Annotated in this window: 27 protein-coding genes and 1 pseudogene; 15 read left to right on the top strand and 13 right to left on the bottom strand. The window is 71.9% G+C overall.

What is annotated here, in order from left to right; translation table 11 throughout:
• Positions 1-9: 9 nt before the first annotated feature.
• Positions 10-336, bottom strand: a complete 327-nt coding sequence (locus ACIRJT_RS03175) for a hypothetical protein (RefSeq protein WP_403903709.1) — start codon at positions 334-336, stop codon at positions 10-12.
• A gap of 108 nt (positions 337-444) precedes the next feature.
• On the opposite strand from ACIRJT_RS03175, the gene ACIRJT_RS03180 reads away from it, so the two are divergent.
• Positions 445-894 (top strand): hypothetical protein, encoded by a 450-nt coding sequence (locus ACIRJT_RS03180; protein WP_403903711.1) that lies wholly within the window; start codon positions 445-447, stop codon positions 892-894.
• Between the two features lie 235 nt (positions 895-1,129).
• Positions 1,130-2,398: an Ig-like domain-containing protein gene (locus tag ACIRJT_RS03185; RefSeq protein ID WP_403903714.1), complete on the top strand. Its 1,269-nt coding sequence runs from the start codon at positions 1,130-1,132 to the stop codon at positions 2,396-2,398.
• A 99-nt stretch (positions 2,399-2,497) separates the two neighbouring features.
• Here the strand turns inward: ACIRJT_RS03185 and ACIRJT_RS03190 are convergent, their stop codons facing one another.
• Together ACIRJT_RS03190 and ACIRJT_RS03195 are read right to left on the bottom strand one after the other, a co-directional pair.
• Positions 2,498-3,061, bottom strand: coding sequence for an ATP-binding protein (locus ACIRJT_RS03190; protein ID WP_403903716.1), 564 nt, complete (start codon positions 3,059-3,061; stop codon positions 2,498-2,500).
• Entirely contained in the window at positions 3,058-3,354 is a 297-nt protein-coding gene (locus tag ACIRJT_RS03195) for a recombinase family protein (RefSeq protein WP_403903719.1), read from the bottom strand. The genes ACIRJT_RS03190 and ACIRJT_RS03195 overlap by 4 nt, the downstream gene beginning before the upstream one ends.
• Before the next feature lie 237 nt (positions 3,355-3,591).
• Here ACIRJT_RS03195 and ACIRJT_RS03200 point away from each other — a divergent pair, with 237 nt between their 5' ends.
• Positions 3,592-4,476, top strand: coding sequence for a helix-turn-helix domain-containing protein (locus ACIRJT_RS03200; RefSeq protein WP_403903722.1), 885 nt, complete (start codon positions 3,592-3,594; stop codon positions 4,474-4,476).
• Positions 4,473-4,685, top strand: a complete 213-nt coding sequence (locus ACIRJT_RS03205) for a DUF397 domain-containing protein (RefSeq protein ID WP_403903725.1) — start codon at positions 4,473-4,475, stop codon at positions 4,683-4,685. Before ACIRJT_RS03200 ends, ACIRJT_RS03205 begins: the two co-directional genes overlap by 4 nt.
• Positions 4,686-4,859: 174 nt before the next feature.
• Here the strand turns inward: ACIRJT_RS03205 and ACIRJT_RS03210 are convergent.
• Positions 4,860-5,599 (bottom strand): annotated as a pseudogene (locus ACIRJT_RS03210) (Type 1 glutamine amidotransferase-like domain-containing protein).
• 156 nt (positions 5,600-5,755) lie between these two features.
• On the opposite strand from ACIRJT_RS03210, the gene ACIRJT_RS03215 reads away from it, so the two are divergent.
• From ACIRJT_RS03215 to ACIRJT_RS03225, 3 genes are all read left to right on the top strand, one after another.
• Positions 5,756-7,240: an alpha/beta hydrolase gene (locus tag ACIRJT_RS03215; RefSeq protein ID WP_403903728.1), complete on the top strand. Its 1,485-nt coding sequence runs from the start codon at positions 5,756-5,758 to the stop codon at positions 7,238-7,240.
• Positions 7,241-7,408: 168 nt separating this feature from the next.
• The gene (locus ACIRJT_RS03220) at positions 7,409-8,227 is read left to right on the top strand and encodes an aminoglycoside N(3)-acetyltransferase (RefSeq protein WP_403903731.1); all 819 of its coding nucleotides are present in this window, start codon (positions 7,409-7,411) and stop codon (positions 8,225-8,227) included.
• A gap of 42 nt (positions 8,228-8,269) precedes the next feature.
• Complete coding sequence (locus tag ACIRJT_RS03225) at positions 8,270-8,584, top strand: hypothetical protein (RefSeq protein WP_403903733.1); 315 nt, start codon at positions 8,270-8,272, stop codon at positions 8,582-8,584.
• A gap of 42 nt (positions 8,585-8,626) precedes the next feature.
• On the opposite strand, the gene ACIRJT_RS03230 is transcribed toward ACIRJT_RS03225, so the two are convergent.
• A complete protein-coding gene (locus tag ACIRJT_RS03230) occupies positions 8,627-9,076 on the bottom strand; it encodes an RDD family protein (RefSeq protein ID WP_403903735.1) in 450 nt (149 codons plus the stop codon).
• Positions 9,077-9,603: 527 nt separating this feature from the next.
• Between ACIRJT_RS03230 and ACIRJT_RS03235 the strand changes: the two genes are divergently transcribed.
• The 4 genes from ACIRJT_RS03235 (at position 9,604) to ACIRJT_RS03250 (ending at position 12,840) form a co-directional block, all read left to right on the top strand.
• Positions 9,604-9,786 carry a hypothetical protein gene (locus ACIRJT_RS03235; protein ID WP_403903738.1) on the top strand — a complete coding sequence of 61 codons (183 nt, stop codon included), beginning with the start codon at positions 9,604-9,606 and terminating at the stop codon, positions 9,784-9,786.
• Positions 9,787-10,121: 335 nt separating this feature from the next.
• The gene (gdhA, locus tag ACIRJT_RS03240) at positions 10,122-11,510 is read left to right on the top strand and encodes an NADP-specific glutamate dehydrogenase (RefSeq protein ID WP_403903740.1); all 1,389 of its coding nucleotides are present in this window, start codon (positions 10,122-10,124) and stop codon (positions 11,508-11,510) included.
• A 154-nt stretch (positions 11,511-11,664) separates the two neighbouring features.
• Positions 11,665-12,270: a hypothetical protein gene (locus ACIRJT_RS03245; RefSeq protein ID WP_403903742.1), complete on the top strand. Its 606-nt coding sequence runs from the start codon at positions 11,665-11,667 to the stop codon at positions 12,268-12,270.
• 132 nt (positions 12,271-12,402) lie between these two features.
• Complete coding sequence (locus tag ACIRJT_RS03250) at positions 12,403-12,840, top strand: helix-turn-helix domain-containing protein (protein ID WP_403903744.1); 438 nt, start codon at positions 12,403-12,405, stop codon at positions 12,838-12,840.
• Between the two features lie 31 nt (positions 12,841-12,871).
• Here the strand turns inward: ACIRJT_RS03250 and ACIRJT_RS03255 are convergent, their stop codons facing one another.
• On the bottom strand, positions 12,872-13,786 hold the full coding sequence (locus ACIRJT_RS03255) for an alpha/beta fold hydrolase (protein WP_403903746.1): 915 nt from the start codon (positions 13,784-13,786) through the stop codon (positions 12,872-12,874).
• 133 nt (positions 13,787-13,919) lie between these two features.
• Between ACIRJT_RS03255 and ACIRJT_RS03260 the strand changes: the two genes are divergently transcribed.
• Positions 13,920-14,684 (top strand): TetR/AcrR family transcriptional regulator, encoded by a 765-nt coding sequence (locus tag ACIRJT_RS03260; protein WP_403904456.1) that lies wholly within the window; start codon positions 13,920-13,922, stop codon positions 14,682-14,684.
• Positions 14,685-14,700: 16 nt separating this feature from the next.
• Here ACIRJT_RS03260 and msrA read toward each other — a convergent pair whose 3' ends face one another.
• Positions 14,701-15,366 (bottom strand): peptide-methionine (S)-S-oxide reductase MsrA, encoded by a 666-nt coding sequence (msrA, locus tag ACIRJT_RS03265; RefSeq protein ID WP_403903748.1) that lies wholly within the window; start codon positions 15,364-15,366, stop codon positions 14,701-14,703.
• Positions 15,367-15,578: 212 nt separating this feature from the next.
• Complete coding sequence (locus ACIRJT_RS03270; RefSeq protein WP_403903751.1) at positions 15,579-16,487, bottom strand: LysR family transcriptional regulator; 909 nt, start codon at positions 16,485-16,487, stop codon at positions 15,579-15,581.
• A 99-nt stretch (positions 16,488-16,586) separates the two neighbouring features.
• Here ACIRJT_RS03270 and ACIRJT_RS03275 point away from each other — a divergent pair, with 99 nt between their 5' ends.
• Complete coding sequence (locus ACIRJT_RS03275; protein WP_403903753.1) at positions 16,587-17,798, top strand: MFS transporter; 1,212 nt, start codon at positions 16,587-16,589, stop codon at positions 17,796-17,798.
• 85 nt (positions 17,799-17,883) lie between these two features.
• Here ACIRJT_RS03275 and ACIRJT_RS03280 read toward each other — a convergent pair whose 3' ends face one another.
• Positions 17,884-18,987 carry a hypothetical protein gene (locus ACIRJT_RS03280; RefSeq protein ID WP_403903756.1) on the bottom strand — a complete coding sequence of 368 codons (1,104 nt, stop codon included), beginning with the start codon at positions 18,985-18,987 and terminating at the stop codon, positions 17,884-17,886.
• A gap of 67 nt (positions 18,988-19,054) precedes the next feature.
• Between ACIRJT_RS03280 and ACIRJT_RS03285 the strand changes: the two genes are divergently transcribed.
• Complete coding sequence (locus ACIRJT_RS03285) at positions 19,055-20,200, top strand: cystathionine gamma-synthase (RefSeq protein WP_047178470.1); 1,146 nt, start codon at positions 19,055-19,057, stop codon at positions 20,198-20,200.
• Positions 20,201-20,268: 68 nt separating this feature from the next.
• Here the strand turns inward: ACIRJT_RS03285 and ACIRJT_RS03290 are convergent, their stop codons facing one another.
• The 4 genes from ACIRJT_RS03290 to ACIRJT_RS03305 all read right to left on the bottom strand — a co-directional run bounded on the left by ACIRJT_RS03290 (position 20,269) and on the right by ACIRJT_RS03305 (position 21,996).
• Positions 20,269-20,460, bottom strand: a complete 192-nt coding sequence (locus ACIRJT_RS03290; protein WP_403903760.1) for a DUF1059 domain-containing protein — start codon at positions 20,458-20,460, stop codon at positions 20,269-20,271.
• 63 nt (positions 20,461-20,523) lie between these two features.
• Positions 20,524-20,781, bottom strand: coding sequence for a hypothetical protein (locus tag ACIRJT_RS03295; protein WP_403903764.1), 258 nt, complete (start codon positions 20,779-20,781; stop codon positions 20,524-20,526).
• On the bottom strand, positions 20,778-21,302 hold the full coding sequence (locus ACIRJT_RS03300) for a sigma factor-like helix-turn-helix DNA-binding protein (protein WP_403903766.1): 525 nt from the start codon (positions 21,300-21,302) through the stop codon (positions 20,778-20,780). The genes ACIRJT_RS03295 and ACIRJT_RS03300 overlap by 4 nt, the downstream gene beginning before the upstream one ends.
• A 340-nt stretch (positions 21,303-21,642) precedes the next feature.
• Positions 21,643-21,996, bottom strand: coding sequence for a PRC-barrel domain-containing protein (locus ACIRJT_RS03305; protein ID WP_403903769.1), 354 nt, complete (start codon positions 21,994-21,996; stop codon positions 21,643-21,645).
• Between the two features lie 318 nt (positions 21,997-22,314).
• Here ACIRJT_RS03305 and ACIRJT_RS03310 point away from each other — a divergent pair, with 318 nt between their 5' ends.
• Entirely contained in the window at positions 22,315-22,494 is a 180-nt protein-coding gene (locus ACIRJT_RS03310; RefSeq protein ID WP_403903772.1) for a hypothetical protein, read from the top strand.
• Positions 22,495-22,521: the final 27 nt, after the last annotated feature.

Below are 22,521 nucleotides of genomic sequence, written 5' to 3' on the forward strand. Positions count from 1 at the left end.
ACGAAATGCTCAGAGCGCCGGGCGCGTCCCGGCACCGGAACGGCGCACCGAGTACGTGACGAAGCCCGCGCCGAGGCCCAACAGGGCTGTCCCGCCGATGAGATACGGCGTGGTGTCCGGGCCCGGCCCGGTGTCGGCGAGGAGCGCGCCGGAGCCGTCGCCGGGGCTCCCGGCGGACTGCCCGGCGGACTCCTCGGCGATCCGGTCGGAGGCGGCGGCCGGGGCGCCCTGGGCGCCGTTCTCACCGGTCGCGTTGGCCGACGGGACGAACCAGAGAGCGGCCAGCAGCGTGCCTGCGGCGGTGGTGGTCAGCAGTGTGCGACGAGCGACGGACACAGATTCGATCCCCTTGCGACAACCGTGAGTTAGCCCCGTGGGCCGATGCTAAGCAAAGCAGCGGGTCGGTGGAAAGTCGCGGCCTCGCCGGGCCTTACGCTCCGGCCTATGAGCACAGAAGAGACATCCAGGTTTGTTCGACTTCGCGTGGAGATGGTGCTGGAGGTCACCGACCTCGACGCCCTGACCGGTACCGCCCTCGAATCCATCGCCGCCGAGTACGGGGAGCCCGTCGCGGCGGTCGCCGGGAGCGACACCGCCGAGGAGCGGATGCATGCGGAGGCCACGGTCCGGGCAGACGGTGCAGAGGCCCTCGCCTCGCTGGTCGATCCCTTCGACCTGGTCAGCGAGGTGCCCGGGGTCGAGCTGGCCCAGGCCTCGTGGAGCAGCGAGAGCATCGAGTACGACCCCGACGCGGAGGGCTGGGACGGCGCGGAGGACGGCGACGAGGACCTCTTCCTGCCGCTGGACGAGGGCGATGAGGAGGGGTACGGCGACGCGGTCGCGCACAATGGGAAGAAGGACGGCGAGGACGGTGACCCCGCGCGGCGGGTGTGACGTGTGAGAACACCGGCCCCGGCCCCGCTCACCGGCGGACCGGGGCCGCGCCGGGCGCCGGCGGAAAGCGGGGCCGGGCCGCGGGAACCACCGCTGCCGGGGCCGCGTCGATGAGTGGTGTTCCCCACATCTGTCAGGGATGTGGAACGGACCACCCTTTCCGGGTGTTCTTGGAACATTGGCGGGGAATAGCGGCCTGGCGGCCCCGTCCGGGGATTTTGGGGAATCGGCAACGATGGAGAAGCGTGTGATGACGGACAGCAAGCGGCGCAGGGGCCTTGTGGCCATGTCCGCACTGCTCGGCGGCGTGCTGGTGCTTTCGGCCTGTAGCGACGACGGCGACAAGGGCGGCAAGACGAACGCCGGGAGCTCGGAGTCGTCGCAGCAGGAGGTGGACAAGGCGGCAGCCGCGGACGCCTCCGAGGCGCAGATAGCGATCAAGCCGAAGAACGGCGCGACCAACGCCAGCATCAACAACGCGGCCCAGGTCACCGTCGCCAAGGGCAAGCTGACCAAGGTCGTCATGACCACGGCGGCCGGCGACGCGGTCGAGGGCACGCTGGCGGCCGACGGGTCCAGCTGGAAGCCCGCGGGCCAGCTGGAGCGGTCCACCACGTACAAGATCGACGCCACGGCGGCCGACTCGAAGGGCCGCGAGGCCCACGAGAACAGCTCCTTCACCACCGTCTCGCCCGACAACAGCTTCATCGGGAACTTCACCCCCGAGGACGGCTCCACGGTCGGTGTCGGGATGCCCGTCTCGATCAACTTCAATAAGGCGATCACGGACAAGAAGGCCGTCCAGGACGGCATCACCGTGACCTCCAGCAGCGGCCAGGAAGTCGTCGGCCACTGGTTCAACTCCCAGCGCCTGGACCTGCGCCCCGAGGACTACTGGCAGGGCGACTCCACCGTCACCCTGAAGCTGGCCCTCGACGGCGTCGAGGGCGCGGACGGCGTCTTCGGCGTCCAGCAGAAGACCGTGACCTTCAAGGTCGGCCGCAACCAGGTCTCCACCGTCGACGCGAAGACCAAGCAGATGACGATCACCCGCGACGGCAAGACGATCAAGACGATCCCGATCTCCGCGGGCTCGCCCGAGAACCCCACGTACAACGGTCAGATGGTGATCTCCGAGAAGCACAAGGAGACCCGGATGAACGGCGCCACCGTCGGCTTCACCGATGACGACGGCAAGGGCGAGTACGACATCAAGGACGTGCCGCACGCGATGCGGCTGTCCACGTCGGGGACCTTCATCCACGGCAACTACTGGGGCAAGGGCATCTTCGGCAACGCCAACACCAGCCACGGCTGCGTGGGCCTCGCCGACGTGAAGGGCGCGAACGACTCCAGCGCGCCCGGCGCCTGGTTCTACGACAACTCCCTCGTCGGCGACGTGGTCATCGTCAAGAACTCCCCGGACAAGACCATCACCCCGGACAACGGCCTCAACGGCTGGAACATGAGCTGGGCCGAGTGGACGGCCGGCTCCCAGGCCTGATCCTTTTCCCGCCGTTCCTCATCGGCACCCCCGTCCCCGCCCGAAGGCGGCGGTCCCGGCAGACTCCGGGGCCGCCGCCTTCGGCGTGTCCGGTGGTCCCTATAACGCCGTGTCCAGCCCCGTGAGGACGCGGCGGAGGAGCACGGCATCGGGCCCTGTCGCCGCAGACCCGGCTCCGGGCAGTGCGGCGTCCCGGCGTCGCGGCAGCGGTGCGCGGACCGCCAGCTCGGCCCACACCGCCTTTCCGCCCCCGGCGCGGAAGGAACCCCAGCGCCGCGCAAGCCGCTGTACGAGGAACAGCCCGCGCCCGTCCTCGGCGTCGTCGTCGGCACGCTTGAGCGCGGGGGGCTCGCTCGATACGTCCCACACCTCGATGACGACGCTGTCCCGCAGGCCGACGAGACGGACGTGGACGAGGTCGAGCCGCTCCAGCTCGCGCCACGTCGGCTTCTCGGCCACCACTCCGGTGATGGTGATGGCGTTGGTGACCAGCTCCGAGGCGATGAGAAGGACGTCGTCCTCGATGAGAGCCGCATGCCACTTGGAGAGAGCGAACCGCAGGAAGTGACGGGAGGTCGAGACGGCCGACTGCGCGGCGGTCACGGCTAGTTGGTCGACGAAGCGCACGTGCTCCGGCTGGTAGGGCACCTCTTGGCGCGTCATGAGCAGTCGTCCAAGCTGATGACTACCGCGCCCCCGGTGGCGTACGAGAGGTGGGTGAGCATGGCGTCCTGGAGCGACCGGTTGAGCGCGAGCTCCCGGTAGGACGGCACGACCACGTGCTTGGCCTCGACGCGCTTGACCGCTTCCACCAGCTCCGTGAACGCGGACTGCGCTCCCGGTACGTACTCGTGGAACACGGTCGCCAGGTGGAAGCCGTTGCTCTCGGCGTACGTGGCGAGGTCGTCCTGTTTTTGCTTCGCCTCCTCGTCGCTCATGTCGTCGGGCACACGCATGTAGCCAAACATCAGCGGGTTCATCGCGCTTCGCTCCCTCGCCACGCCTGCGATCACACGCTGTGATCGTGCAAGCCCTTTGGGTCACCGAGTGAAGCATTGGATGATTCGAATATGCAACACTCCAGATTGGAAATCTGAGATTCAATTTCTCGAACACATATCCCCTATTCCATAGCGAAGATATTCAGGCTTCCATTTCGGACGTAAGCTGGTTTCAGATCGGAGGCGCATCAAGTGGTGGAAGCGGCAAGCGGTTCGACAGTGCCTCGCCGGCAACTGGGTCGACACCTGCGTGAGCTGCGCAATCGCGCGCGCCTGACCGTGCGCGCTGCGTCGACGGCCCTGGAGTGGTCGGATCAGAAGATCTGGCGCATCGAGACAGGCCAGACCTCCATGCGCAGCTTGGACGTTGAGGCCATGTGTCGTGCGTACGGCGCTGACGCCGAGTTGACCAAGGGTCTGATGGGGCTCGCCAAGGAGACCAAGAACCGGGGATGGTGGCACGCCTACGGTGACGTGATCCCAGAGGGCTTCGACCTCTTCATCGGACTGGAAGGGGCGGCGGCAAGCCTGCGTCAGTACATCAAGGACCTGGTGCCGGGTCTCGTGCAGACGGAGGACTACGCCAGAGCGCTGATCCAGGAGGGCACCCATGACGTCGAGCGCGATGAGATCGAGCGACGGGTGCATGTCCGTATGGCGCGACAGGAGTTGCTGACCAGGGTGACCAGCCCGCCCACCCTGGAACTGGCGCTTGGCGAAGCGGTGCTCCGCCAACCGGTCGGCGGAGGCGAAGTAATGGCTCGCCAGTTGCACCGCTTGGCGGAGACGATGGATCTACCGAACGTCTCACTGCGGGTCGTACCGTTCGCGGCGGGTCTGCACTACGGCCTCGTATCGGGGCCGTTCACGCTCTTGCGCTTCCCCGTCAACGGCGACGGACAACCGATGGAGCCGCCCACCGTCTACATGGAGGGCTTCACCGGTGATCTGTACCTCGACAAACCGCAGGAGATCGAGCGGTACGACCAGGCGTTCACTTCCATCTGGGATGCCGCTCTGGATCACAAGGGCACCCAGGACATCCTTCGGCAAGCGGCAGAGGAGTTTTCCCGATGATGAGCGCGGATCTGACAGGCGCGGTATGGCGTAAGTCCAGCCGCTCACAGAACAACGCCACCTGCGTGGAGGTCGCGTTCCTCGGCGACGGCCGCGTAGCCATGCGCGACACGAAGGACCAGGGCGACGGCCCCGCACTCGTCTTCACCTCCGGCGAGTGGTCCGCGTTCGAAGGCGGCGTCGTGGGCGGAGAGTTCGTGCGGTCTTAGTACGAGCCCCCGCACGCCGCACGAAGAGTGCCCGGCCAGTCGTCCCGGCCGGGCGCTTCGCCGTGTCGGCCCGCCGTGCCTTGCTGAGCGCGTGCGCTATGCCCACAGAGGCACTCGCCCGCCCCGTCGGACGCCGAGGTCGGAGCGACAAGGCGAGTACCTCGCCCGAGGCGTTCAGAACCTCAGCGGCGGTAACCGGCGAGGCCCTATGCGGTTCTCAACAGCTGAGTCCCCTTCGCGCACGACTACGTAGGCGCCTTTCCCGGGTACTTCTGTGACAGCTTCAGCCAGCTCGGTGCCGCGGTAGACCAGGCCCACGCCGTCATCGGTGCAGTGTGTCTCCGGCAAGGTGCCCTCGGCGACGAGTCCATGGATCATCGGACGGCGGCTCTCGTCGGTGTCGTAGTGCACGCCGTTGCCGTACGGCAGAAAGCCGAGGGCGTTGGTGAGCGGCTGGAGCGCAGGTCCGAAGGAGTCGGTGGCACCTCCCTGGAACCAGCAGCTCGACCCCGCGCTGACCCCGCTGAGCACGGCGCCGGCATCCCATGCCCGCCGCATGACACGGTCCAGCCCGTGGACTCGCCACACGGCCAACAGGTTCGCCACCGAGCCGCCCATGACCCACACGACATCCTGATCGAGCACCGCGCCCTCGATGTCATCGAGGTCGGGCATCGGAAAGAGGTGAAGTGGTGTCAGGTCGAACCCGGCTACCCGGGCGGCCTCGGTCATACGCGACGTGAGTGCTCGGCGTCGCCAAGGGCCGTACCGACGTACATGATGCGGGGGCGGCGTCCGTGCGCTCCTGAGAGTTCGACCGCGTGATGCACCAACGCATCGAACATCACCATCGTTCGGCCACCCGCACGATGTCCACCCGACGTGGCGACGATGGTGGGCTCCGAGGCAGTCATGGAACGAGACCCTGTCGACCCTGAGATGCCCCCTGTCCGGCCCGGAGAGATCCCTGACAGAGGCGCCACAGCGGCGTCGGCGCACCTAGCGTGACCAGGGTGCCCCCGGCCGGGTCCGCACGCCTGGAACAACCGCTCTCTTCACGAGGAGAATCCATGCTGTTCAGGGGGAGATCCACCCTGCGGCGCGTCGCCGCGCGGGGCACGGCCATGGCCGCGGGAGCCGTCATGGCCGTCACGACCGGCCTTGCCGCCGCTCCCGTGGTTCAGGCGTCGCCGTCTGCCGCCGAGTTGCTGCGATGGGCGCCTTGCGACGCCGCGTCGAAGCCGGGAGCCGAGTGCGCCACTCTTTCCGTGCCGGTCGACTGGGCCCGCCCTGACGGGCCGAGGCTCGACCTGGCCGTGGCCCGCCGTCAGGCCACCGAACCCGGCGCACGCGTCGGCTCGATGGTGTTCGGCCCCGGCGGGCCGGGCGACTCGGGTGTGGGGATGGTGGTCGGAAACGTCAGCCGGTTCAGCCCCGAGGTCCGCCGCAGCTTCGACATCGTCAGCTTCGACCCGCGCGGGGTGGGCGGCAGCAACCCGGTGGCCTGCTCCGGCGACCTGCTGGCGGAGCGGCCGTCACCGGAGCTGAGGAGTCAGGCGGACTTCGACGCCACCATGGCGTACAACAGGCGGCTCCGCGCCGATTGCCGGGCCCGCACCGGCCCGGTCTTCGACCACCTCGACTCCGCCCAGACGGTCCGGGACCTGGACGCTCTCCGGGCCGCCCTCGGCGAGCGGAAGCTGACCTTCCACGGCAGTTCGTACGGCACGATGCTCGGGGCGCAGTACGCCGAGACCTACCCGCGCCGCGTGCGCGCGATGGTGCTGGAGAGCGTCATGGACCACAGCATCCCGACCACCCGTGACTTCCTGCGGTCCGAGGCGGCCACGGCGCAGGACTCATTCCGGGAGTTCGTGAAGTGGTGCGATGGCGCAGGCGCCTGCGCGCTGGGCGGTCACGACGTCCGTGCCGTCTGGCAGGGCCTGCTGGACCGGGCCGGACGGGGCCGGTTGGAGAACCCCGCGAAGCCGGGCACCGCACTGTCCTCCTCGGACCTGGTCAACAAGATCGCGTTCCGGAAGTTCTACTCCGCCGACTACGCTGGCCTCGCCGCGGAGATCGCGCGCATGCACGCGAGCGAGCCGCTGCCCGCGTCGCCCACCTCGAACATGCCGCTGCCTCTCGCCACCCCGGTCTTCTGCTCCGACTGGCGCCTGCCGGTGCGCGACTACCGGGAGTACGCCTCACTCGTCTCCACGATGAACAGGACCGCGCCCGACCTGCCCCACCTGCTGCCGATCCACATGGTGGCGGCGTGCCTGGGCGCGCCGACCGCCAACCCGCAGCACCGGCTGCGCGTACACGGCGCACCGCCGATCCTGCTGTCCAACGCGCTGCACGACCCCGCCACCGGCTACGCGTGGGCGGTCTCGGTGGCCCGGCAGCTCGGCCGCGGCGGCGTGCTCCTCACCTACGAGGGCCACGGCCACGGCAGCGTGACCAGCGGCCCGTGCATGGAGGACGCGGTGGACAGCTACCTCACGGACCTGGCAGTCCCACCACGGGGCACGAGCTGCCCCGCTGCGTCCCTCTGACAGCTTGCCGATCCGGGTCCGTCCGCGAGGCGGATCCGGTAGGAAGGCGGTGGTGAGGCGTTCGGGCCTCGGCCGACCGCGACCGTCCAACTCCGTGTGCGGCGACGTGCGGCGACGGCCCGGAAATCCTGTGGTGCGGCAGCCGTGTGACCAGGACACTGAGCGACCATGCCTCCCATAGATTCGACAGCTTCGACCGGCCCGCTGTGTACGCGTGATTCGCTCGCCTCGGACCTGCGCGCGCTCGGCCTGAAGCCGGGTGAAACAGTCCTGGCGCACTCCTCCCTCAGCTCGCTCGGCTGGGTCTGCGGCGGTCCCGTTGCCGTCGTCATGGCCCTGCTCGATGTTCTGGGCGACGAGGGGACCCTGGTCGTTCCGACGCACTCGGGAAACAACTCGGATCCGGCGAACTGGGGGAACAGACCCGTCCCGGAGGCGTGGTGGGCGGACATTCGCGCGGCGATGCCGCCCTTCGACGCGCGCACCACGCCCACCCTCGGCGTCGGTGTCGTCCCGGAGACCGTCCGGACCTGGCCGGGCGCTCTGCGCAGCCGCCATCCGCAGACGTCCTTCGCCGCCGTGGGTCCACGCGCCGCCGGCATCGTGGACGGTCACGCACTCGACTGCCGGCTCGGTGAACGCAGCCCCCTCGCGCGGCTCGAAGAGGGCGGAGCGCGGATCCTCCTCCTCGGCACGGACTTCGCGTCGTGTACGGCGTTCCACCTGGCCGAATACCGCATTCCGGGGCACGAGGTCGACAACTCCTTCGCGGTCATGACCGCGAAGGGCCGCCGTTGGAGGACGGTGCGCGACACCGCGATTTCCGACGACCGCTTCGATGACCTGGGGGCGGCCTTCGAGAAGCACAACGCGGTGGACAGGGGAGAAGTCGGCGGTGCTGTGGGCCGCTTGTTCGGACTGGCTGAAGCGGTTGCCCACGCCGAGGGATGGCTGGCCGTCCATCGGCCGCGTACCGCCAGGGTCTGATCGCCGCGTCCTCGAAGCCCGGACCGTGGAACACTCCGGCGGGTGTCTCACTGGATAACCTGGATAACCCCGCGCCGCATGGGCGCCGCCGCCGCCCTGTACGCCGTCTTCGTCTGCGGCTGGTACCTCGGCCAGCCCCTCCCTCACGTCGGCTGCGAAGAGGAGACGACAGCCGCCCCCTCCGGCCGGTTGACGATCGGGGAACCCGGGGACGTCAGCGGTGGCTTCAGCCGCGTGGCGCGTGATGTCGGGCAGGTCGTCACCCGGGACTTCGTCTCCACCAGGGTGATCGCCGAGTGCGACCCGTACACCGCCCACCCCCGCCTCGTGGCCTGGATCGCCGGCGACTGGCGCTGAACATCGGCCCTTTCCCACCTGAAGGTTTTACGGAGAGCAGGCTCAGCCCGTACGCCCCCGCACCGCGGCCCGGTACGACCGCAGGTCGCTGCACCGGACCTGGCGCACCCCCGCGAGGTCCGCGGGCGTCTCGGAACGGCGGCCCGGGGCCCTGCCGGGGCCGCCGGCCGCCGGCGTGCCGCGGAGCCGGCGCCAGGGCTGGCGCGGCAGCCAGAGGAGCCCGTACAGCCAGCGCAGCACCAGCAGGCGGAACCCCGGCCTCCCCGCGTCGGGCAGCCGGATCACCCGGACCCCCATGATCAGCTTTCCGGCGCTCGCCCGGACGGCCATCGTCAGCAGCACCTGGTTGGCGAACGACAGCGCGACCGACTGGACGACCAGCAGGGCGACCGCGTGCCCCGTCCCGCCGGAGTTCAGGCAGGACCGCACCAGGAGTCCGACGGCCAGCAGGCACAGGTAGCTGTCGAGGCCGACCGCCAGATAGCGCCGCATGTCGCCCGTGCCCTTGGGGACGCGCGGCTCTCCCCGCGGCGCCGGGACGGGATACGCGGAGCGGGCGTACGCGGGATACGCCGCCCGGGGAAGCGCGTCCCCGGACGCCGGCCGGACCGGTGTCGCAGGCTGGGTCCGGCGGGTCCCAGGGTCGCCGCTCCCGGCCCGGCGTACGCCGTACAGTGCCCGTAATTCGTCAGGAGGCTGCCCTCTCCGCCGCCCCCGAGGCTTCGTCATGGGGGCATCATGACTGATCGTCAGGCGGGGTGTCCTTGTTCCTGGCGGGTAACACGGGTGCCCCGGCGTTGTTTTCACGGGACCCTTACGGTTCCGGCCTCCGGTCGCACGCGAGCTGCCCCCGGGGCCCGGCTCATGGCCCCCGCCTCCCCGGGGTTCCGCGCCGCCGCCCGGCCGCTCGCGGGGCGGGGTGCAGCCTGCTCCACCCCGATACGGGGGCCCGCTCCCTCCTCGCGGCGCGGCCCGGCCGACAGGCTGGAGGCATCACCGACCACGGAGGCATCGCCGTCATGAAAACCCTGCTCTGGCTCGTCCTGTCCGGCGCGCTCGTCGCCAACGTCTTCCTCAGTTCCGCGGTCGACAGGAACGGCCTCGAAATAGTCCTGAGTGTCGCCTCGGGCGTGGTCGTGCTCGCCTCCGGGGCCGGGCTCTGGGCGCTGCGAGGCTCACGTGAGGGCCGATCCGAGGTGTGACCTTCGCCACCGGAGGGGGTGCGGCGCGCGAGCGTACCCGAGTCCCGCGGGCCCGCGGGACTCGGCCGATCGGGGGCGCACGGGGCCCTGCGCGGTGGTCCGGGCGCTGATCAAGCGGCTGATCCTGGTCAATATGTGGATGCTCCTCGAAGATCATCGGGCCACGCGGGAGAATCGGACCGTACGACGGTCCTGCGCATCGCCCCGCCGGGCGTCGGCCGCGTGGTCCTCCCGGGAGGGAGTCCATGGGGCTCCGGTGGGGGAGGCGGACCGGTGGCGCTCCCCGGGGCGGGGGCGTCGACGCGCACGAGCCGACCACGGAAGGTCAGAATCAGATGCCGGTCATCCCCGACTCGCCCGACTCCACCCGCACGCACGATGCCGCGGCCCGCGTCATCGAGCCGCTCTACGCCGAGATCCTGCGCCGCAACCAGGGGGAGCAGGAGTTCCACCAGGCGGTCCGCGAGGTCCTGGAGACGCTCGGGCCGGTGCTGACCCGGCGCCCGGAGTTCGTCGACGCGCGCATCATCGAGCGCATATGCGAGCCCGAGCGCCAGCTGATCTTCCGGGTGCCGTGGTCGGACGACTCCGGCGACATCCACGTCAACCGCGGCTTCCGGGTGGAGTTCTCCAGCTCGCTCGGCCCCTACAAGGGCGGGCTGCGCTTCCACCCCTCGGTCAACCTCGGCATCGTGAAGTTCCTCGGCTTCGAGCAGATCTTCAAGAACGCCCTCACCGGCATGCCCATCGGCGGCGGCAAGGGCGGCGCGGACTTCGACCCCAAGGGCCGGTCCGACGCCGAGATCATGCGGTTCTGCCAGTCCTTCATGACCGAACTCCACCGTCACCTGGGGGAGTACACCGACGTCCCGGCCGGCGACATCGGCGTGGGCGGCCGCGAGATCGGCTATCTCTTCGGCCAGTACAAGCGGATCACCAACCGTTACGAGTCCGGCGTCCTCACCGGCAAGGGCCTCGGCTGGGGCGGCGCACAGGCCCGCACGGAGGCCACCGGCTACGGCACGGTCCTGTTCACCGCCGAGATGCTGCGCAGCCGGGGCGAGTCGCTGGAAGGCCAGACCGTCGCGGTCTCCGGCTCCGGCAACGTCGCCATCTATGCCGTCGAGAAGGCCCAGCAGCTCGGCGCGACCGTGGTGACCTGCTCGGACTCCAGCGGTTATGTCGTCGACGAGAAGGGCATCGACCTCGCCCTCCTCAAGGAGATCAAGGAGGCCGGCCGGGGCCGGGTCTCCGAGTACGCCGAACGACGCGGCGCACACGCCCGGTTCGTCCCCGGGACGGGGGTGTGGGCGGTCCCCGTGGACGTGGCCCTGCCCTGCGCCACGCAGAACGAACTCCACGAGGCCGACGCGCTGGCCCTCGTGCGCAACGGGGTCAAGGCGGTCGCGGAGGGCGCCAACATGCCCACCACCCCGGACGCGGTCCGGGTGTTCCAGGAGGCGGGCGTCGCCTTCGCTCCCGGCAAGGCGGCCAACGCGGGCGGGGTCGCGACGAGCGCGCTGGAGATGCAGCAGAACGCGTCCCGGGACTCGTGGACCTTCTCCCACACCGAGGAGCGGCTCGCCGAGATCATGCGGCACATCCACGACTCCTGCTACACGACCGCCGAGCGGTACGGCAGCCCCGGCAACTACGTGGTGGGCGCGAACATCGCGGGCTTCGAGCTGGTCGCGGACGCGATGCTGGCGCAGGGTCTGATCTGACCGTACGGGCAGACACGCCGGCGTCGCTGTGGTCGCCGCGACCAACCGCTACCCCGCGCGGGTGAGGCCGCCGGGAGTGGTCTCCCCCGAGCGGGGGAGCGGGTTGGCTCGCTCGGGGGATTCCTCGTCATGCCTGCTCCGCGAGGGTGGATGCATGACGACGAAGATCCTGCACCGGCCCCCGCCCGTCAGTGACACCGAGCGGCCCGTTCCGCGCTGGGCGATGCGCCTGGCCTACGCGCTTCCGCTGATTCTGCTGCCGTCGTGCCTGTGGCGGCTGCCCTTCGCCCTGAACTTCGAGATGGGGCAGCTCCAGGAGATCGGGATGCCTGCCTACTGGGTGAGCATTCCGTACGTCCTCGGGCTCAGCGTGTTGACGGAGGCGACCGCGATCATGACGATCGGGCTGGTCCGGGGCTGGGGCGAGGTGGCGCCTGCCTGGATACCGGTCATCGGGGGCAGACGCGTCCGGCCGATGGCGGCTGCCGTCCCCGCCGTGATCGGCGGCCTGGTCCTCACCGCCGTGTTCACCGCCGTCCCCATCGGCGGCGGTCGCCATCTCGGCCTGTTCGGTGTCGTCGAATCCATCGCATACGCCAACGGCGCCTGGAAGGCGCTGGCGACGGTGTGCGTCACCCCCATCGCCGCTTGGGGGCCCATCACCGTCGTTCTCGCGGTCGCCTACTACCGGCGCCGAACCGCCGATGCCGATGCCGATGCCGCTGCCACCGCCGATGGCGATGCCGCCGTCGCCGGGTGAGCACGTACGGTCGCCCCGAACAGGCCGTCCCCGGGCCGGCCGTCCGTCACGCGACTTCGCCATCAGCAGATCAGCCCGGAGCGCAACGCCCGACCCGTGCCGGGGCGGCGTCGCGCTCCTAGGCTGGGGACGGTGAGCATCCGAGTGACGAACCAGGCCGACGTGATCCCTCTGCGCCCGCTCCCGGCGGCCTCCCCGGCCCTGCCCCGGGAGCCCCTCTGGCGCGACCTCGTCGGGGAGGTGCTGCGCCGCGAACGCCAGTCCCAGGGGCGGACGTTGAAGGACGTCGCCGAGGCGGCCCGGATCTCCATGCCGTATCTCTCCGAGGTGGAGCGGGGTCTCAAGGAGGCTTCCTCGGAGGTGCTGGCCGCCGCGGCCCAGGCGCTCGGCCTGCGCCTTGCCGACGTCCTGGCGCTGGCGGGGGAGCGGCTGGTCAGCCTCACCGCCGCGCGGTCGCGATCGACGGGGGCGGCCGGCGGCCGGCGGTCCGTGCGGTCGACCGGTCCGGCGGGTTCGGTCGGTGCGATCCGCCCGTCGGGCCCGATGGGCGGCGTGCTGCTGGCCGCCTGACCCGAGAGGCTCGTTACGCGGTCACCTGGCCCTAGGGGCGACCGTCCACCCGGGCGCCCCGGTCCGCGAGGGCCCGCACCTCGGCGGCGACGGCGGCGTGCCGTTCGCGCGGGATGTCGTGGCCGACGCCCGGCTGGAGGACGAGCCGGGCGTCGCGGATCGCGGCGGCGGTGGCCCGGCCCGCGGAGGGCTTGAGCAGCGGGTCGTCCGTGCCGTGCAGCACCAGCGCGGGGACGCGCAGTTCGGCCAGGGACGGGCCGGTCCAGGGCGCCCCGATCTGGCGGGACTGGGCGTCCGGGTCGGCGATGCCGGTGTCCACGTCGGCGGTGATCCGCTCCAGGGCCTCCGCCTCGTCGAACGGGTAGCCGGGTGACGCGACGAGGCGGGCCACCGCGAGCCCGGCCGCGATCCGTTCCTCCCGGTCCCGGGCGGGCTTGACGCGGGCGAACTTCGCGAGCGTGCCGAGCCGCAGATGGCGGAAGGCTCCCAGCCCGCCGACATCGCTGGGGAGCGCGGCGGACGAGGTGAGCGTGCGCACCCGGCCCGGGTGGCGCAGAGCGACGCGCTGGGCGACGACACCGCCCAGCGAGTGCCCGAAGAGGTGGGCCGATTCCCAGCCGAGCGCGTCCATGACGGCGACGGCGTCGTCGGCCATGTCCTCGGCGGTGTAGGCGGCGCCGCGGCCGGCGGCCAGGGCGGCGAAGGGGTTGCCCCGAGCGGTGCGCTTCGGCAGCCGGGTGGACTCGCCCGCGTCCCGCTGGTCGTAGCGGGCGACGGCGAATCCGGCGTCGGCGAAGGCGGCGCACAGCTCCCCGGGCCACCAGTGCCGGGAGACCGCAAGACCCATCACCAGCAGCAGCGGTTCGCCGTCCGCGCCCTCCTGGAGCCGGTCGTGGGCGAGCTCGACCGCTCCGTTGCGGGCGAAGCGGCGTTCGGTCCAGGTCATGGCGGGCTCCTCCGGGGTGGACGAAAATGCTGCGAACGCATGCTGTGAACTAATACTGCGAACGTTGTTCGCAGTATTAGACTACAGCCAGTTCCGGACCCCGGACGGGGACCTGAAGGAAAGGTGGCGGACCGTGGCCGATCGCGAGACCGGGCCGACGACCGTCTGGTCACGCCCCGAGCGGGGCGCGCGCGGCCCCGCACCCGAACGCAGCCGCACCCAGATCACGGCGGCCGCTCTCGCCCTCGCCGACGAGGAGGGCCTGGCCGCGGTGTCGATGCGCGCGCTCGCGCAGCGTCTGGGCACGGGGCCTGCCTCGCTCTACCGCTACGTCGGGAGCCGGGACGAGCTGCTGGACCTCATGGCGGACGCGGTCGCGGGCGAACTGGACCTCTCCGGGGCCACCGGCGGCAGCGGGGCCACGGGCGGCAGCGGGACCACCGGCGATTGGCTGGACGATCTCGTCGGCCTGGCCCTCCAGTCCAGGGACGCCCATGTCCGGCACCCGTGGCTGGCCGATCTGAACGACCGGCGCGGCGAGGTGCTGGGCCCGCACGCGATCGACTACCTCGACCACGCGCTCGGGATCCTGGCCCCCGCGCCGGGCACCGCCGGGCAGAAGCTGGAGGCCGTCGGCCTCCTCGGCGGACTGGCCGTCCTCTTCGCCCGCCGCGGGAGTGGCGCGACGGGCGGCGGCGACCGGTCCGCCCAGGCGGCCCACCTGGCCGCCGTCGCCGCCGAGGGCAGCCACCCGCACCTGCTCGCCGCCCTCACCGCGGCCGGCGCACCGCCCACGGCCGACCTCGCCGACCGGGACGCCCTGTTCGTCAGGCTGCTGCGCCGGGTGCTTCCGGCGATGCTCGGCCAGGGGGAGGGGGAGGGGGAGGGGGAGGCATAGGACCCGGGCCCGGGGATCAGCCCTCGACCGGGGCCACACCGATCGGGCACGAGACGCCCGTGCCGCCGATGCCGCAGTAGCCGCCCGGGTTCTTGTCCAGGTACTGCTGGTGGTAGGCCTCCGCCGGCCAGAACGGGCGGCCCTCGGCCGGGAGGATCTCCGTGGTGATCTCCTTGTGGCCCGACGCCGTCAGGACCTTCTGGTACGCCTCACGGGAGGTGTCGGCGGCCGTGGCCTGGGCGGGGGAGTGGGTGTAGATCGCGGAGCGGTACTGGGTGCCCACGTCGTTGCCCTGGCGGAAGCCCTGGGTCGGGTTGTGCGACTCCCAGAAGAGCTTCAGCAGCTCCGTGTACGGGACGACGGCCGGGTCGAAGACCACGCGTACCGCCTCCGTGTGCCCGGTCAGGCCCGAGCAGGCCTCCTCGTACGAGGGGTTCTCCGTGTAGCCGCCCTGGTAGCCGACGAGCGTCGTCCAGACGCCTTCGGTCTGCCAGAACTTCCGCTCCGCACCCCAGAAGCAGCCCAGCGCGAAGTCCGCCACCTCCAGGCCCTCCGGGTAGGGGCCCACCAGCGGGTTGCCGAGGACCGTGTGACGGGAGGGGACGGTGAATTCGGGGACGGGGCGGCCGCGCAGGGCCTGCTCCGGGGTGGGGAGCTCGGGGGTGCGGTGGTTCAGGAACATGCGGGGGCTCCTCCGGGGGTCGGTGTTCGGTACGTACAACACGGGAGCGGCCGCCGGGATTCCGGGGCGCGGCCGGGTCCGGGGCGAGGGGGCCGGGCACTGGCACTGCGGCGCCGGGCCTGCGGCGCCGGGCCTGGGCGCCAGGGACTGCGGCGCCGTGGCTGGTCCCGGGCCCCCGCCCCGGTCGTTCATCCCGTCGTTCATCCGGTCGTTCATCCGGTCGTCGCGGCGTCCTCGGCGACGTCCGCCAGCGCCCGTGCGAACCCACGCGTCTTGGCCGTCTCGTGGTTCCGGTGCCACACCAGCGCGAGCGAGGAGTCCGGGAGGCCGGTCACCGGGACGAAGGCCACCGCGTGACTGCCGTAGTAGTCCGCCGTCGGGTCGCACAGCAGCATCGCGCCCCGGTCCGCCCGCACCAGGGCCAACCCCTCCTGGAGGCTGCTCACCGCGGGCCCGGCCGGGATCGCGGTGCCGCCGGGCGTGACGACCGGGGCCTGGGCCAGCCGCCAGTACTCCGGGGCGGCCCCGGAGACGCCGATGAGCGGGCAGCCCGCCAGCTCCTCCGCGTCGATGCCGGGGCGGCGCGCGTACGGGTGCCGGTCGGAGACGGCGAGGGTCAGCGGCCGGGCCGAGAAGACCGGACCGATCACCAGCGCGTCGTCCCGGACCGGCATCAGCACCACCGCCGCGTCCAGCTCGCCCCGGTGCACCGCGCCGAACGGGTCGGACAGCGGGATCTCCACGATCTCGGCGGCGCAGTCGGGATGCCCCTCCCTGAAGGCCGTGACCGCCCGCAGGAACGGATCGTTCGCCGTGCCCTGGAAACCGATCCGGAACACGCCTCCCAGACCCCGCGCCACCTCCCGCACCTCGTCGATCGTCGTGACGATCGTGTCGAAGGCGGGACGCAGACCCGCGTGGAGCTGTTCGCCGAGCGGGGTGAGCCGGGCCCGGCGGCTCGTGCGGTCGACCAGCCGGCCGCCGATCCGGCTCTCCAGGGCCCGCAGCAGTTGGCTGATCCGGCTCTGCGAGAGGTAGAGGCGCTCCCCGGCCCGGCCGAAGTGGAGCTCCTCGGCCAGCGCGAGGAAGGCCTCCAGCTCCCGGATCTCCGGGTTGCTCACGTGTCCCCCGCCTCCCTGGTCCGGATCGATGAGTCCAGCTCATAGAAGGATGAGAGTTCGGCCGTTGTTCCCGTCCACCGCCCCCGATTGGCTGGAGGCATGACACAGGCTCACGAACCCTCGACCGCCCCGGCCGCCCGGCCGACGCCCGTGCCCCACGGCTGGCCGGGGGTGGTGGCCCTCGCGCTCGCCACGTTCACGGTGGTCACGTCCGAGATGCTGCCCGTCGGGCTGCTCACGCCGATGGGCCGCTCGCTCGGCGTCCCGGAGGGCGTGGCCGGTCTGACGCTCACCATCACCGGTCTCGTCGCGGCCCTCTCGGCCCCCGCCCTCGTCCCGCTGCTCGGCCGCGCCGACCGGCGTACGGCCCTGTGCGTGCTGGTCGCGGTGCTGGTCGCCGGCAACCTCGGTGCGGCCTGGGCGCCGGACTTCCCGACCATGGTCGTCGCCCGCGTCCTGGTGGGCGTCGGCATGGGCGGCGTCTGGGCCGTCGCCGCCGGGCTCGCGGTGCGCCTGGTCCCGGCGAAGTCCGCCGGCGCCGCCACCTCCCTGGTCTTCAGCGGCATCGCCGTGGCATCCGTCCTGGGCGTCCCCGCCGGAACGTACCTCGGCGATCTCGTGGGCTGGCGCGCCGCGTTCCTGGCGGCCGCCGCGCTCGGGGCCGTGGTGCTGGTCGCTGCGGCGCTCCTGCTGCCCCGTCTGCCCGCCGAGCGGACGGTTCCGCTCGGCGGGGTGCTGCGGCTGACCCGGGACCCCCGGCTGCGAACCGGTCTCCTCGTCGTCGGCTTCCTGGTCACCGGGCACTTCGCCGCGTACACCTACGTCAGGCCGGTCCTGGAGGACGTCTCCGGCGTCGGCGCGGGCACGATCGGCGCCCTGCTCCTGGTGTACGGGATCGCCGGCGTGGCCGGGAACTTCCTCGCCGGGGCCGGAGCCGCCCGCACACCGCGCACGACGCTGCTGGTGATCGGCACGGTCCTGGCGCTCACCCTGGCCGCTCTGCCGTGGCTGGGCGGCTCCCCGGCCCTCGCGACCGTACTGATGGCGGTCTGGGGCCTCGGCTACGGCGGTGTCTCGGTGGCCACCCAGACCTGGGTGCTGCTCGCTGCGCCCGACGCCCGCGAGGCCGCCTCCTCGCTGTTCGTCGCGGTGTTCAACGCCGCCATCGCGCTCGGGGCGCTGGCCGGCGGGCTGGTCGCCGACGGCATCGGCGTCACGGCGGTCATGGGGACCGGCGCGGCTCTCGTGGCCGGTGCGCTGGTGACCACGGCGGTCGGCAGAGCCCCCGCACCCGCGCCCGCCGGGCCGTGATCCCGTACGGAAGCGGTCAGCGCGGCCGTGCGGAAGCGGTCAGCGCGGCCGTGCGGAAGCGGTCAGTGCAGCCGTACGGAAGCGGTCAGTGCGGCAGCGTCGCCGGACTGCCGCCGTTCGCCTCGTACCCGGCGACCGCCAGCGCCCGGTAGACCGTGTACTGCGCGGCCGGGTCCGCGTCCGCCGTCCACGGCAGCGCGCCCACGTGGCCGTCGATCCGGATCAACTGGTGCATCGCCTCCGACCAGCGCTCCATGTGGACCAGGAACAGCACCAGGAGGTGGCGGACATGGGCCAGCATCGGATCGTCCGACCGCGCCGCGTGCACCGCGAACATCGCGCCCTCGACCGCCCTGGTGACCACCTGGCCCCGGTAGAAGCCCTGGACGAGGTTGACCTCCGGCAGGTGCTCGTACACCGCGAACAGCGGCAGCGCGGCGAGCAGCGAACCCTGCGGGGCGCGGGCGGCGGCGGCCGTGGCGAAGGCCTCGGCGTCCTTGCGCGAGCCGTGCCACCTCTCGGAGTGGAAGTGCAGCGCGGCGATGTGCGCGCCCATGTGGGCCGGAGCCCGGTCGATGATCTTCGCCCAGAGCTGGTCGAACTGCTCGGGGGTGTAGCCGAGCCCCCGGGCCACCGCCAGCTCCACGATGTACGGAACGGGGTCGCCCGGCGCGAGGAGGGCCGCCTCGCCGCAGACCGTACGGGCCTCCTCCAGGATGATCCGGAAGTCGTCGCTCCCCGCCGCCGAGGACCGCCACGCCTGCTGCACCAGGAACTCCGCGTGCACCGCCGCACCGCCCGCGTCCTTCGGGGACTCCGCGCGCCAGTTGCGCAGCCACGCGCCGCCCGCCCCGGGCCGCTGCGCCAGCTCCAGCGAGGCCGCGCCCGCGAAGGCCTGGATCCGCTGCCAGCGCACCTCGCCCTCCTTCGGCGTACCGGCGAGCAGCTGGGCGGCCGCCCGCCAGTCCTGGGTGCCCTGGACGACGTCGAGCACGTCCAGGAGGTCCTGGTCGGGGCCCGGCATCCGGACGTCCAGCTCCTCCTGGCGGGCGAAGCCGTACGTGTCCGGGTCGGCGGCGTCCGGCGAACCGGGGGCGACCTGGCGGATACCGCCCCGGCGGCGCATGACCCAGGGGCCGATGACCGCCGCGAACAAGCACATCGCGAGCAGGAACAACAGAATCTCCATGACCCCATTGTCCCCGGAGCGGCGAGTGGCCGGTAAGGGCCCTCCGCACGAACTACGCTCGGGCCTCATGAGCGACCAGCACAGCTTCGAAACCCTCGCCATCCACGCGGGGAACACCGCCGACCCCCTCACCGGCGCGGTGGTTCCGCCGATCTACCAGGTCTCCACGTACAAGCAGGACGGCGTCGGCGGACTGCGCGGCGGCTACGAGTACAGCCGCAGCGCCAACCCGACCCGCACCGCGCTGGAGGAGAACCTCGCGGCCCTCGAAGGCGGCCGCCGCGGCCTCGCCTTCGCCTCCGGCCTCGCCGCCGAGGACTGCCTCCTGCGTACGCTGCTGACCCCCGGCGACCACGTGGTCATCCCGAACGACGCCTACGGCGGCACGTTCCGGCTGTTCGCGAAGGTCGCCTCGCGGTGGGGCGTGGAGTTCTCGGTGGCCGACACCTCGGACGTGGCCGCCGTACGGGCCGCGCTCACCCCGCGGACCAAGGCGATCTGGGTGGAGACCCCGTCCAACCCGCTGCTCGGCATCACCGACATCGCCGCCGTGGCCCAGGTCGCCCGGCAGGCCGGGGCCCGCCTCGTCGTCGACAACACCTTCGCCTCGCCCTACCTCCAGCAGCCCCTCGCGCTCGGCGCGGACGTCGTCGTGCACTCCACCACGAAGTACATGGGCGGCCACTCCGACGTCGTAGGCGGCGCGCTCGTCGTCAGCGACCCGGAACTCGCCGAGGAACTGGCCTACCACCAGAACGCCATGGGCGCGGTCGCCGGACCCTTCGACGCCTGGCTCGTGCTGCGCGGCATCAAGACCCTCGCCGTCCGGATGGACCGGCACACCGAGAACGCCACCAAGGTCGCCGACCTGCTGACCCGGCACCCCAAGGTCTCCCAGGTCCTCTACCCGGGCCTGCCCGAACACCCCGGCCACGAGGTCGCCGCCAAGCAGATGAAGGCCTTCGGCGGCATGGTCTCCTTCCGCGTCGCGGGCGGCGAGGAGGCGGCGGTCGAGGTCTGCAACCGGGCGAAGCTCTTCACACTCGGCGAGTCCCTCGGCGGTGTGGAGTCCCTCCTGGAGCACCCCGGCCGGATGACGCACGCCTCCGCCGCCGGCTCCCCGCTGGAGGTGCCGGCCGACCTGGTGCGGCTCTCCGTCGGCATCGAGAACGGCGACGACCTGATCGCCGACCTCACCCAGGCGCTGGGCTGACCCGCCGGAAACGACGAGGGGCGCCCACCGGAACCGGCGGGCGCCCCTCACATGTCGGACGTCAGGTGTCAGACGCCCGCCTTCTCGTCCTCCAGCATGCCCCTGACCTGCTCGCGGAGTGCGGGGCCGTCCTCGTGCCCATGGACCGACGCGGCGTGCTCGCTCGCGGCCCGGACGACCTCGTCCTCCTCACCGGTGATGGCGAGGGTGCAGTTCGTCTCGCTCGGATAGTTGCGGCAGTCCGCGACCTTCCTGGTCATCACGGCCTCCTCGGCTCGCTCGACCCCTCCAGCGTAGGCGCGTCGCCCCCGGACCCCAACGGCTCACCAGCCCTCCAACGGGGGAGTGACCTGTGCGGGCTCGGTCGCCCACGGCTGCTCGACCCCGGCCCAGACGAGGAACGCCACGAGCGCCACGGCCAGTGCCCAGCCCACCGTCCGCCGCACCGCCCGGCGCCACCGCAGCCGCCGCCCGCCGTGCCGGACCGCCCGCATGGCCAGGTCCGGCGGCAGGACCGGGTGCGGGCCGTCCAGCATCCGGCGGACCTGCTCCTCGCGCGGGTCCCGGCGGTCGCCGCTCACGGTGTCGCCCGGGAGCCCGGGTCCGGCCGCGGTCCGGCCGCACGGTGCGCGGGCGCCGGCCCCGGACCCGCGCCACGCCTCGGCGCGCGCAGCGCCGCCACCGCCCGGGCGCACACCGCGCGGACCCGGTCGCCCGGCAGCCCGAGCAGCGCCGCCGTCTGCTCCTCGCCGACCTCCTCGTACAGCCGCAGGACGAGGACGAGCCGCTCGATCGGGGTCAGCCGGTCCAGCGGACCGCCGCGCGGCCGCTGGTGGCGCCGGGCCTCCCGGGCGAACCGGAGGGCCAGCTCCCGGCGGGCCAGGTCGTAGGGGTCACCGCCGCGCAGCCCGTCCCAGCCGGCGTACGTACGGGCGAGTGCCGCGTGCAGCAGTCGCTCGGCCCGCACATACGCGCCCGGCGGCTGCGACGGTTCGCCGGTGAGCAGCGTCGCCGTGTGCAGCAGACGTCCGCCCGCGCCCGCCACGAAGGCCTCGAACTCCAGGGCGCGGAGCCGGTCCCGGTGGGTAGCCCGCTCTGCCATGGACCACATACGAGCCCCGGCGCACCGCCCCGGTCAAGAGTCCGGACGCGGTGGGTGCGGGCAAGCGCGCCCGGGAAGGGCCGGGCCCCGAACCCACAGGGCACCGCACGGAGGACTTCCGTGCGGTGGCGTACCGGCGAAACAGCGGGGGGGGGGGGGGGGGGGGGGGGGGGCGCCCCCCCCCCCCGGGGGGGGGGGGGGGGGGGGGGGGGGCGGGGGGGGGGGGGGGGGGGGGCCGGGGGGGGGGGGGGGGGTGGGCCCCCCCCCCCCCCCCCCCCGGGGGGGGGGGGCGGCCCCCCCCCCCCCCCCCCCCCCCCCCGCTGTTTCGCTGACCGGCGTGTCAGACGCGGCGGTGGCGGCCGTAGTACTCGCCGGTCGTGCGGTGGAATTCCGTGTCGCCTACGTGCTTGTCCTTGTCGAATTCCGGAGAGTCCTTGACCTGGTCCTTGGTGAGGTCGAGGTAGACCTTCTTCTCGTCGCTGTCGATCCGGCTCACCGTGCCCGCCGGGAGCAGAACGTGCTTGCCGAAAATCCATACGCCGGTGTCGACCACCAGATACGAGGACGTGACATCGTCGGAGTGCTTGTCGACCTTGCCGATGGCGCCGTCCGTCGCCTCGACCTTGTAGCCGATCAGATCGGTACCGGCGGTGTGGCCGACATTCGGCTGGTAGCCCCACAGGTTCTCGCTCATGGAAAATTCCTTCGTTCGTATGGATAAGGAATGAACGTATTCAGGGCGGCGTCGTGACTGGTTCGCTCTCTCGCTCCCGTCCTGGCGATCCACCCTTTTCCCCAGTAACCGTTGAGTCGGTCTCGTGCCCCGGACCATCCGGCATACGCCCACGGAATCGGTTGTTTTCCGGCCCGATTTCAGGGAAGCCGGGCAACCTGCACCAGGTCGGTTCACAGGCCTCGTTGACTGACTCCGGCACTCGGGGCTGTTCCGCATCGAGGCTTACCTTTCCCGATGCCGGGCACACGGACGGCACGACTCGAAGGAGTAACTCCCATGCTGGGTATAGCAGCCGCAGTACTGTTTTTCGTCGCGTTCCTCATCAACGCCGCCGACATTTCCACCAACGACGTGTTCGCGTCGGGCAATGTGATGCTGCTCGGCCTCGTGCTCCTCGCCCTGCACGTCGCGGGCGTGGGTGCCGGAAGCCGGATCGGCGGCTCGCGCAGGCGCTGAGCTACCCGCAGGCACCACGGCCCCGGC

It is taken from the genome of Streptomyces sp. NPDC102283 (assembly GCF_044766265.1).
GTDB lineage: Bacteria > Actinomycetota > Actinomycetes > Streptomycetales > Streptomycetaceae > Streptomyces.